The organism is Micromonospora sp. DT4 (assembly GCF_049841675.1).
In the GTDB taxonomy this organism is placed as follows: Bacteria; Actinomycetota; Actinomycetes; order Mycobacteriales; family Micromonosporaceae; genus Micromonospora.
On the sequence record NZ_JBNCKT010000068.1, the window covers coordinates 21257 to 32019 of the forward strand.

Below are 10763 nucleotides of genomic sequence, written 5' to 3' on the forward strand. Positions count from 1 at the left end.
TGCGGCTACGTGCTCGGGGTCCACCGCCACGGACGCTCGCCGTGCAGCCCTCGCAGACAATCAATCCGGTACAACGCCTCGCGGGTCAGAGCTGAGTCCTGGCCAGCGCGCTGCACCACGAACGTTGCCATGCGTAGTTCTCGCGTGTCACGCATCAGCGCGAAGCCGGGCCAGTGCGTGACGTCGCTTCCGTAGACGGCGACGAACTGCCGGTACTCCTCATGCCCGATCCAGGCGAAAGATTCTAGCTTGATGGCCGTTGATACCAGGTCCCACTCGGGTGGTCCTATTGAACAGCGCTCCAAGTCCAGTAGCACTGCCGTCCCGTCAGCATGGACCGCCACGTTTCCAACCCAGGCATCTCCGTGGATCACACATTTCGGAAGCCCGTCCGGCAGCCGTTTCCATTCGATGCGCAGACTATCGATGCGCCGCAGGATCCACTCACGTCGAACATGATCAATGACCTCGCTTTCGCAGACGCGCTCGGGCAGCCGAACAAGCGGATCGAGTTCGGGCAACCCTAGGTCCTTCGGCGGATCGAGGTCGTGCAGCTGGCGCAAGAGACGCGCCACATCTACCACATGACCTGCCTGATGGGATGGAAGCCGGCGCCAGAAGACCACCGGTATATCAGCAACAACGACTGGCTGAGGGCTGACATCACAGAGCGAGACACTTGGAACCCCGGCTCTTCGCAGCCACTGCGCCACCCTTACCTGACGGGATGACTGCTCGATGGACCCCGGCCTGCCGACTTTCGCAATCGTCTCGGAATCCACCGCCCATACGGCGTTCTCCCCTTCACGAATCAACTCGAGCTCGCACATGCCGAGCCCGACCCGCTGGCACGCGGCACGAACAGCGTCGTAGGATGCGGTGCTCACGCGTAGTTCGTCTCGAAGATCGCTTCGCAGAGTTCCGCGACTGGGGGTGCTCCGCGGCGGCTCACCGAGACACGGACGAGCTCTCTGAGTCCTTCGGCCACACGAGCCGACTTCAGCCCGTCGATGTCGCGGATCGTCCTGATCCCGAGCGCAGCAGCCTCCGCGAGTTCGCCGCTGAGCATCAGGAGCGAAGCAAGCTTGACTGCGGACTGGACTGTAGAACGAGCATAGGCGTCGCCATGCCCCTCAACTGCCGCGCGCAGGCGCTGGACCGCTTCCTCCATTGCATGACCGCTCGTAGCAATACCGAAGAGTGCGTGACCAGTGTCGCCTAGATGCTGGGCCTGGTCGTAGTACGTCATCCACGGACGCTCCGCCTCCGAGCCGACGTGATCGAAGGCCTCGTCGGCTGCGCTAACCGCAGCCACCGTCTCAGCGCGCAAGCCCATCCTCGCCAGCGCTCTCGCCCTGCCGGTGTGCAGCATCGCTCTCTCTGCTGGAGTTAGGCCTCTGAAGTGAAGGGCCGTGTCGAGCAACCGGAGACCGTCAGTCGGTGACCCGCACCAGATGGCCTGCCGAGCTTGGTGCGACAGCAGCTTCACTTGAAGATGGACGTTACCGGCTGTGACCGCACACTCTGACGAGAACTCGAAGATTTTTTGTGCTCGGGTCTGGTTATCTGCATCGAAGTTCATAAAGCCGGTTACGGCGCCGAGGCGGGCGACGGCGGAAAAGAGATCGGATGCTAGGCCGTCAGCGCGACGTTGACGCAGTAGGCCGGCGCCCCATCGTAGATGCGCCTCCGCGGCCCGCCTGGCGATGCCGCCACCGTGGGCGAAATCCCAGGACGTCAGCAGCGAGGAGAGGCTGTTGATCTGATCGACCTCTTCGAGAGTAACCACCTCGGGAAGACCATCGGCGAACACCCGAGGAGTGTCGTCGTGCTGTGGATGACCTGAAGCCGGTGGCCCGTCGTAGGCGAGACCCATCATGTGCCTTGGTATGTCAAGGCCTTCCGCAATCCGCTCGAGTACCTCGTACGCGGTCACCTGCTGGGTTCCGTTGGAGATCGCCCGGACCCTGGTTTCGGCGAGCCCTGTGCACCCTGCGAGATGCGATCGGGAGTAGCCCTGGGAGCGAAGGAACCGGAACAGCAGCGAGATGTCATGGTTCCGGAGAGCGGACGCGATCGGGCGACCTTCGAAGGTGGCCTGCCGCCACCAGCTCTCGTCATGCCGTCGCGAGACAGCCACGGCTTACCTCCCCAGCGTTCCGTACATGCTACGTAGCGTACGCGTCGATCGACGGACGAAGGTTCCCCTGTCACTGCAGCGCTGATCTTTGGTGTCTGTCCGTCAAGGACAGAGACATACCACCTGGCTCGGGTGCGGGTCCACCATGAACCCTCACCGAGGGCTGATGCGCCAGCAGGAACGCTGTGAATGTAGGCGGATGCACGCGCCAGAACTCTTCCGGCTGGTGTCTGACGACGTGCCCCGATACCCGCAGGCGATAGATCGTGGCTGAGCAGAGGTCGAACGACCCTGCCTGCGGCCAGATCTACCCAACCTCTCTACACCCCATCCCGGAGGCGCTCTGATGTACGAACAGAATGACCTAGCGCGATACGGCTACCGACAGGAGTTGGCCCGGAGGCTGCGGTTCCGGGACCTGGTCGCGTACGGCCTCGTTTATATGGTGCCGATCGCGCCGATGGCGATCTTCGGCAGCGTGTACGCCGGTTCCGGCGGGATGGTGGCCCTGGCGTACGCGGTCGGTGTGGTGGCATTGGTGTTCACCGCGTTCTCGTACGCGCAGATGGTGAAGGCGTTCCCCATGTCGGGCAGTGTCTACAACTACGCCGGCCGGGGCATCAGCGCGCCGGTAGGTTTCCTGGCCGGCTGGGTGATCCTGCTCGACTACGTGCTCGTGCCGGGACTGCTGTACCTGGTGGCGTCGGTGGCGATGCACGCCACCGTGCCGGCCGTGCCGGTGTGGTTGTGGCTGCTCGGGTTCGTCGCGGTCAACACGGTCGTCAACTCGGTGGGGATCCGGATGACCGCGATGGTGACCCGGGTGATGCTCGTCGGCGAGCTGATCGTCCTGGCGATCTTCCTCGTTGTCGCCGGTTGGGCCCTCGCAACGGGCAGGGGCCGGTTCAGCTGGGACGCCTTCTACAACTCCGACACGTTCACCTGGTCGCTCGTCGCGGGCGCCGTGTCGATCGCGGTGCTGTCCTTCCTCGGCTTCGACGGGATCAGCATGCTGGCCGAGGAGACCAAGGGCGGTTCCCGCCAGATCGGCCGCGCCATGGCCGCCGTCCTGATCCTGGCCGGCGTGCTGTTCATCGCCCAGACTTGGCTGGCCGCGATGCTCGTCCCCGAGCCGGCCTCGCTGCTCAGTGACGGGGATCCGAACGGCACCGCCTTCTACGACGCCGCGCAGGTGGCTGGCGGAGGTTGGCTGGCAACGTTGTGCGCGGTCGCGACCGCGATCGCGTGGGGCCTGCCGAACTCGATGGTCGCGCAGGTCGCCACGTCCCGGCTGCTGTACGCGATGGCCCGGGACCGGCAACTGCCCGCCTTCTTGGCGAAGGTGTCGATCCGCCGCAACGTGCCGATCAACGCGACCCTGCTCACCGGCGTCGTGTCCCTCGCGCTGGGCCTGTACATGGCGTCCCGGGCGGACGGGATCACGCTGCTGTCGTCGCTGATCAATTTCGGGGCGATGGTCGCGTTCCTGGTCCTGCACGTCTCCGTCGTCGTGCACCACCTCATCCGCCAGCGCAGCGGCAACTGGTGGGCGCACCTGGTGATGCCCGGTATCGGTTTCGTGATCCTCGCCTACGTGGTGGTCAACGCGAACATCGCCGCGCAGCGTCTCGGTCTGGCCTGGCTCGTCCTCGGCATGGTCGTGCTCGCCGGCCTGTACCTGGCCGGCCGCCGGCCCGCCCTGTCGGGTCTGGCGCCCGCGCAGCCGCAGGCCCGCCACGTGGAACGGGTGTGACCGCCATGGACACGATCACCTACCGGCCCGCCCGCGACGAGCTGGCCTACACCTTCGGCGGGCGGATGCCGGTGGCCCACATCCGCTCCGGCGACATCCTGCAGGTGCAAACCGAGGACTGCTTCGGCGGCCTCGTCCGCAGCCCGGCGGACCTGCCGTCGCAGGTATGCCGGATGCCGTACCTGAACCCGGTGTCCGGGCCGTTCTTCGTCGAGGACGCCGAGCCAGGCGACACCCTCGCTGTCCACCTCGCCTCGATCGTTCCGGCCCGCGACTGGGGAGTCTCCTCGACGTTCCCGCACTTCGGGGCACTGACCTCCACCTCGCACACGGCGACCCTGCAGCCGCCTCTCCAGGAGCGGGTGTGGGTGTACGACATCGACCAGCAGGCCGGCACGGTCCGTTTCCACGCCACCGACAGCGACCACACGGTCGACCTGCCGCTGGACCCGATGATCGGCACCATCGGGGTGGCGCCGGGCGGTTTCGAGGCGCGTTCGACCATCGTGCCCGACAGCCATGGCGGGAACCTCGACACACCGGAGCTGCGCGCCGGTACCACCCTATACCTGGGGGTGAACGTTCACGGGGCGATGCTCGCCCTCGGCGACGGCCACGCCCGCCAGGGCGAGGGTGAGGCCTGTGGCGTCGGGGTGGAGGTAGCCACCACCACCACGCTGATCATCGAGGTCATCAAGGGCGTCGCGACGGTGTGGCCCCGCCTGGAGACCGACATGTCGATCATGTCAGTTGGCTGCGCCCGTCCCCTGGAAGACGCGTACCGGATCGCGCACCGCGACATGGTCGGCTGGGTGGGTGACCTCACCGGCCTGGAGCAGCTCGACGCCTACCAGCTGGTGTCGCAGGCGGGACGGGCGCCGATCGGCAACGTCTGCGACCCGAACTACACACTCCTCGCCGCCGTCGACAAGCTGCTGCTTCCGCAGCCGCAAGCCGCCTACGACGGGGTGCACGCCCGCCTCCGGCAGCACACCGACGGGCCGAGGTAGAGGGCAGGATCCACATGGCCTCCTCCATCCCCCAGTTGCCGTTGCGGGACGAGTTGTTCCTGCTCGGTCACGACGACGACACCGGCCAGCCACACATCCACCGCCAGGCCCTCGCCCTCGGCCTGGCGGGTGCGGTGCTCATCGACCTGTTCCTCGCCGGTCGCATCGCTCTCGACACCACGGACGACACCCCATCGGGCGAGGAGCACCGTCTCTGGCTGCACCTGGACCGGCCGGTCGGTGATCTGATCGCCGACACCGCCCTGGCATCGATCCGCTACGCCCATCCGGCCCCGCCGCTGCGGGGGTGGCTGCGCGGGTTCGCCGACGACCTGTACGACCGCACCCGCGCCGGCCTGCACGCTGGCGGGATCCTGCGCCACGACGTGCGTCGCCGCCTCGGCGGGCTCGCCCGCACCGACCGCTACCTGCCCACGGACCTCAAGTGGCCGGTCGTCGCCCGCGCCCGGCTGCACTACATCGCCGCCGGCCGTGACCAGCCCGACAACCACACCGCCGCCCTCGGCGGCCTCGTCGCGACCCTCGGCCTCACCGGCCACCTGTACCTCGCCGACGACACCGCCGCCCTCACCGCGCAGCTGCGCACCATCGCCGCGCAGCACCACCGGCAGGTACGCGACATCACCGCCGCGGTCGACGCCGCCGTCGGTGACCTCGCCACCGCCACCTACCGGTGAGCCCGGACCATCCCACCCGATCCGCTGCCCTTGGAGGCATCCCATGGACGTCATTCCGCGTATCCGTGCCGCCCGGTGGGCGGACAAGGAATCGGTCGCCGCGCTGATCGCCGACGCCCTGCATCCCGGCCCCCTCGCCCAGTGGCTGGTGCCCGACCAGAGCTGCCGGCGGCGGATCCTCACCGACGTGGCGGTGATCTGGGTGGAACACGCCATGTTCTTCGGCGACATCCAGATCACCGACGACCTGAGCGCCGCCGCGATGGGATTTCACCGCTACCGCAGCATCCCGCCACCGTCGAACTACCGCAGCAGACTGGCCGACGCCGCCGGCCCGCACGCGCGGCAGTTCGAACTCCTCGATCAACTACTCACCCAGGTCCGACCCACCGAACCTCACTACCACCTGGCAGTTCTCGCCGTTCTTTCCGCCGCCCAGCGGCGCGGCATCGGCAAAGCGATGCTCACCCACCATGAAAGCCGCGTCGACCGCATCGACATGCCCTCGTGGACCGAAATCGCGCCCGACAGCCAGGACCTGTACCGCGGGCACGGCTACCTCCCGAGACCCGCGCTCACCCTGCCCGACGGGCCGGTCCTCGCCCCGATGGGCCGCAACCCTCACCCGAACCGCGGCTCATGGCCCCTGAACACCGCCAGGCCGCCAACCGTCACCGCCGCGGCCCGCGCCCAGTCCGACGCCCAACGCTAGGCCCTGGGTTTCGGTAGCCAGGTCCGGCTAGCACCGCCCCTCTCTGTCGCCGCCCCGCGTCATCGCCCACCCTCTGCGTCGGGCCCACGTCGGGGCGTCCAAGCCGGTCGCCCGCCCGTAGAGGGAGGGCAGCGGCGACCGCCGTGGCCGGCGACGACAGCCCCCCACTGTCGTCGCCGGCCACACCCTCCGCTCACATGCGCCGTCTGCGGGTCATTACGAACTTCACAAACCCGGCGCTCTCCCACCGCCTGAACGCAACCATGAACCCCAAGGAAGGAACGCCGATGCCGACGCGGACGACAGCCATCCCCGCGTGGACACCCGCCTTCGTCACCGAGGTCGTCGCCGCGACCATCGAACAAGCCGCCGTCCACGGCCTGCACCAAGCGCCCCGGGACGTTGCCCGCAGCCACCACCTCTCGCCCGCGACGGTTGAGGAATGGGTCTCGCGAGCCCGCGCCGTGCAGGCCGCGCCCGTGCCACCCGGCCTCCTGGCCTGCCACACCTGCGCGCGATCCATGATCCTCATCCAGCTGCCCGCCAGCGGCAGGGTCTACCTGTGCGCGCCGTCCTGCGGGCGCACACCGGTGCCGGCCGACGAGATCCGCGACGCCGTCGCCGCAGTAATCCTGCACCGCACCCCACACCTCGTCCCAACCGGCAAGACGACCCAGGCCGCCTCCTACGCGCTCGGCCCGATCCAACGCGTCACCGTCGGCGCAACCGGCACAGACCTGCACATCACCTGGAGAGCCATCTCCCTACAGGTCACCGGCCCGATGATGGCCATGGCCCAGCGTCTACACCTAGCCCAGCGCCACGCCGCCGACAACAAGCCCGAGCGCGCCATCGACGTCCTGCACAGCGGGCTCCTGCACATCGAACCCACCAGCGGCAGGCTCGCCCTGGACACCGCGACCGCCCGCGCCGCCGCGCTCCTGGCCACCCTCACCCTCACCAGCGGCGACCCAGCCGCCGCGCTCCCCTGGGCCCAGTGGGGACACCGCAGCCTGCGCCACCTCCTCCGAGACCCCACCAACCCGGAAGTCCGCGCCGCCCTGCGCGTCCTGGCCGCCACCCACCGCGCCGCCGGGAACCTCACCGCCGCCGCCGACTGCTACAGCGACCTCATCCGCCACCACACCCAAGCCGACGGACCCTACGCACTAGCCACCCTCGCCACCCAAGCCACCCTCGCCGTCGTCCTGTACCAACACGGCCGCCAGGAACCGGCGCAGCAACTCCTCGCCCGCACCATCGCCGACCACCGCCGTGTCCATCCCCACCACCCCGCCACCGCGCGCATGACAGCCGCCCTGTACCGCATGCACACCACACCTACCGGCCCGCCGGATCATCCCCCGCGCATCGCAACGGCCGCCACGCCCGGCGCCAGCTAGACCGCCGCGCACCTGACCACCCACCACCGGGACAACCGGCCTGGGCGCACCCGAAACAAATGCGCATCGAAAGGACACCAAACACCTTGCTCCGCACCACCCCCACCACGCGCCGATGGTCGGCAGGACTGATCGCTGGCCTCCTCCTCGCCGGCTGCCAACCCGGACCCGCCAGCCCGACACCGGCCACGCCAGCCCCCACGACGCCTCCGGCGCCCCCATCCGCGGCACTCGTAGCGACCGCGCCCGGCCTCACCCCACCGCAGCGCCTGCGTCTGCTCGCCGGCACCATCACGGCCGCCCCCACCGATCGCACCATCGACCTGCCCTACACCTACCTCCACACCCAATCCTGGACTCGTGCCACCGATGTCATCACCCGCTCGGACCTACAGCGCTGGCGCCGCGACGCCGACGACTCCGGCCGCGAGGTGACGCGCCGGCTCCCCGACGTGCGTGGCCTCGCCCACCGTCCGACACCTGACGAGCGCCGCCAGTTCGCCGCTGCCGGGACGAAGACGACGCGATACGTCAGCGGCGAACTCGAGCCCTACCTTCCCGAACCGCTGACCACCGACATCGCCGAGCTTGCTGGTGCGCTGGCCCCACGCGAACTGGCCGGTGAGCCCGCGTACCCGCGCATGCTCGTCCAAGGCGTCATCGGCGTCGCCACCAGCCAGTACCTCAATCAGGAACAGCGCGCAGCCGCACTGGGAGTCCTCGCAGACGTGCCGGCCATCTCCTACCAGGGCGAGCAGACTGACCTCGCCGGACGAACTGGCCTCGGCTTCACCGTGAGTGCCGACAACTCCCAGACGCAGCTCATCGTCCACCCCCGCACAGGCGAGATCCTCTCTGCCCAAGAACGAGTGCACGGCGCGAAAGCGGGCTTGTTCTCCTACGTGCTGATCCTCGAACACGGCCACACCGGCACCGACACCGCAACGCTTGGCGGGCGGCCCTGAGCTGCCCCGTCCGCTCGAGGGCGTACACGGGCGCATCGACTCCGCACGGTGGTGACGTCGCCCTCGACGACGGTCACGTCGTGGCCCGCCAGGTTCGCTCGCCGCCGGGCCGCCAGCCGACCACCGATCTCCACGGCTAGCGCCGACGCGCCAGCGGCCATGAGGGGACCCAGTCACCTGCCCTGCTCTGGGCCCCAATCTCCGAGACGCGCGTACCCGGTCGCAGCCCGCACCCGGCAAGCACCTCATACCCTACGCAGCTACCCCGGCCGAGCTGCCTGAAATTGTCGGGATCATCGTCGAAGCTGCCCGCTGCCTCATCCACTGGCCGTCACCTCTCACGGCGCGAGCGTCGTCCGGAACGACCGAGGCCTCGTAGGAGGGCGGCCTGCTACAGCTCGGCGACGATAGTGGTATCACCCCGCGAGGCGCGGACCGCGGCGCCTCCGGTTGATCTTCTTGGCGACGGCATCGGCGGCGTCCCGGTGCATCCGCTTGGTGACACTCTGGTAAGTGTCGCGGGTCAGGGTCGTGGTGGAGTGGCCGAGTTGCTCGGAGACGACCTTGATGTCGACGCCGGCGTCGAGGGCGATGGTGGCGGCGCTGTGGCGCAGGTCGTGCAGCCGGATCGGAGGCAGACCAGCTTTGCGGACGAGTTTGCGGAACCGTTGGGTGACGGCGTTGGGGTGCCACGATTGCCCGTCGGGGCGGACGAAGAACAGGCCGGTGTCGGGCCATGCGTCGCCGGCGGCGAGTTGCCAGGCGGCGCGGCGGGCCTTGTAGGCGATGAGGACCTTGGTCGTGTCGGTGTCGAGGGCGACGTCGCGGTTCCCGGCCCTGCTCTTCGGTGGTTTCTGCACGGCGGTGTAGCCGTGGGTGGCGATCTGGTTGTTGATGGTGGTCTCGCGGCGGTGCAGCCGCACCTCGCTGTCGCGCAGGCCGCACGCCTCGCCGCGGCGGGGCCCGCGGTAGGCCATGTAGTGCCACATGGGGTGCAGGTCGGGGGCGTGTGCGGCGGCGTAGTCGAGGAACTGCACGACCTGGGAGTCGGTCCAGACCATCACCGGTCCGGGGACCTCGCCGGTGGCCTTCCACCGCCGTACGCGCTCGTCCTCCCACACGATCGGTAGGGGCCGGTCGGCGGGGACCTTGACCAGGGCGGCGGGGTTGGCGCCGACGAGGAGTTCGTCGGCGAGGGCGTCGTTGATCGCCTTGCGCAGACAGGCGCGGATGCGCTGGCGTGTGCTGGCACCAGTGGGTCGCACGCCGGTGACGGACGCGCGGACGGCTGGGTCGCTGCTCGCCTTCGCGGCGGTGATCTCGTCGTTGCGGCGCTCGATGGCGGCGAACATGGCGCGGATGTGGGTGGTGCGCAGTTTGTCCAGCGGGATGTCTCCCAGGTGCGGGATCAAGTGGACCCGCGCGATCGATTCGTAGCCACGCTGCGTGTTCGCGTCGACCGTGAGGTGGGTCAGCCATCCGGTGAGGTACTCGGCGACGGTGGGCATGTCGGCCAGCGCGCCGTCGCCGCGCAGCCGCTGTCGGATGCGGTCAACCTCGGGCAGGGGACGTTTGGCGCGTACGGCGGTTTGCAGCAGGTCGGCGATCTCGGTACGGCGGCGCCGGTCACCGTCGGCGAGGGCGAGCAGGTCGCGGGCGTGGTCGAGTTCGTCGGCGGCGGCACGCCGGCTGGGAAAGCTGGAGCGGCGTAGCTGCCGGCGCCCGCCGTCGGCGGTGGGTGGTAGTTCGAGCTGGTAGGCCCAGTGGCCGTGGTCGGAGCTCCAGGCGCGGTTCGCGCGGCGTAGTTTCGGGCAGTCGTTTCCCAGTGGCTTGCCCGTGTCGGGGTGGCGGCAGCCGCAGCGCTTGAAGATGCTTCCGTCTGGCATCGGTGGTGGTGCTCCCGTTCGTCTGGGTGGTGGGGCATCGGTTTGGTCGATCGACATCCACGCGTGACCGGCGGCCACGATCAAGTCGCCGCGGTTCCAGGTCCGGTGTGTGGTCCATCCGCTGGGGCCGGTGAGGGGCGAAAGTCAGATGCGCCCTGCTGGGGGAGTCTGGGATCCTGTCCGGTTCGCGTGAGAT

At 68.8% G+C, this 10763-nt stretch carries 9 protein-coding genes; 6 read left to right on the forward strand and 3 right to left on the reverse strand.

Annotated elements, in window-relative coordinates; all coding sequences use genetic code 11:
• Nucleotides 1-5: 5 nt before the first annotated feature.
• Nucleotides 6-887 (reverse strand): phosphotransferase enzyme family protein, encoded by an 882-nt coding sequence (locus ACLQ24_RS19175; RefSeq protein WP_425893089.1) that lies wholly within the window; start codon nucleotides 885-887, stop codon nucleotides 6-8.
• On the reverse strand, nucleotides 884-1936 hold the full coding sequence (locus ACLQ24_RS19180) for a hypothetical protein (RefSeq protein WP_425893091.1): 1053 nt from the start codon (nucleotides 1934-1936) through the stop codon (nucleotides 884-886). The genes ACLQ24_RS19175 and ACLQ24_RS19180 overlap by 4 nt, the downstream gene beginning before the upstream one ends.
• Nucleotides 1937-2486: 550 nt before the next feature.
• On the opposite strand from ACLQ24_RS19180, the gene ACLQ24_RS19185 reads away from it, so the two are divergent.
• The 6 genes from ACLQ24_RS19185 to ACLQ24_RS19210 all read left to right on the forward strand — a co-directional run bounded on the left by ACLQ24_RS19185 (nucleotide 2487) and on the right by ACLQ24_RS19210 (nucleotide 8681).
• Nucleotides 2487-3893 (forward strand): APC family permease, encoded by a 1407-nt coding sequence (locus ACLQ24_RS19185; RefSeq protein ID WP_425893092.1) that lies wholly within the window; start codon nucleotides 2487-2489, stop codon nucleotides 3891-3893.
• The gene (locus ACLQ24_RS19190) at nucleotides 3890-4903 is read left to right on the forward strand and encodes an acetamidase/formamidase family protein (protein WP_425893093.1); all 1014 of its coding nucleotides are present in this window, start codon (nucleotides 3890-3892) and stop codon (nucleotides 4901-4903) included. Before ACLQ24_RS19185 ends, ACLQ24_RS19190 begins: the two co-directional genes overlap by 4 nt.
• A gap of 14 nt (nucleotides 4904-4917) precedes the next feature.
• The gene (locus tag ACLQ24_RS19195; protein ID WP_425893094.1) at nucleotides 4918-5601 is read left to right on the forward strand and encodes a GOLPH3/VPS74 family protein; all 684 of its coding nucleotides are present in this window, start codon (nucleotides 4918-4920) and stop codon (nucleotides 5599-5601) included.
• 43 nt (nucleotides 5602-5644) lie between these two features.
• Nucleotides 5645-6313, forward strand: coding sequence for a GNAT family N-acetyltransferase (locus ACLQ24_RS19200; protein ID WP_425893095.1), 669 nt, complete (start codon nucleotides 5645-5647; stop codon nucleotides 6311-6313).
• Nucleotides 6314-6600: 287 nt separating this feature from the next.
• Entirely contained in the window at nucleotides 6601-7716 is a 1116-nt protein-coding gene (locus tag ACLQ24_RS19205) for a tetratricopeptide repeat protein (RefSeq protein ID WP_425893096.1), read from the forward strand.
• An 86-nt stretch (nucleotides 7717-7802) separates the two neighbouring features.
• The gene (locus ACLQ24_RS19210) at nucleotides 7803-8681 is read left to right on the forward strand and encodes a hypothetical protein (RefSeq protein WP_425893097.1); all 879 of its coding nucleotides are present in this window, start codon (nucleotides 7803-7805) and stop codon (nucleotides 8679-8681) included.
• A gap of 416 nt (nucleotides 8682-9097) precedes the next feature.
• On the opposite strand, the gene ACLQ24_RS19215 is transcribed toward ACLQ24_RS19210, so the two are convergent.
• Nucleotides 9098-10567, reverse strand: a complete 1470-nt coding sequence (locus tag ACLQ24_RS19215) for a tyrosine-type recombinase/integrase (RefSeq protein WP_425893098.1) — start codon at nucleotides 10565-10567, stop codon at nucleotides 9098-9100.
• Nucleotides 10568-10763 lie beyond the last annotated feature (196 nt).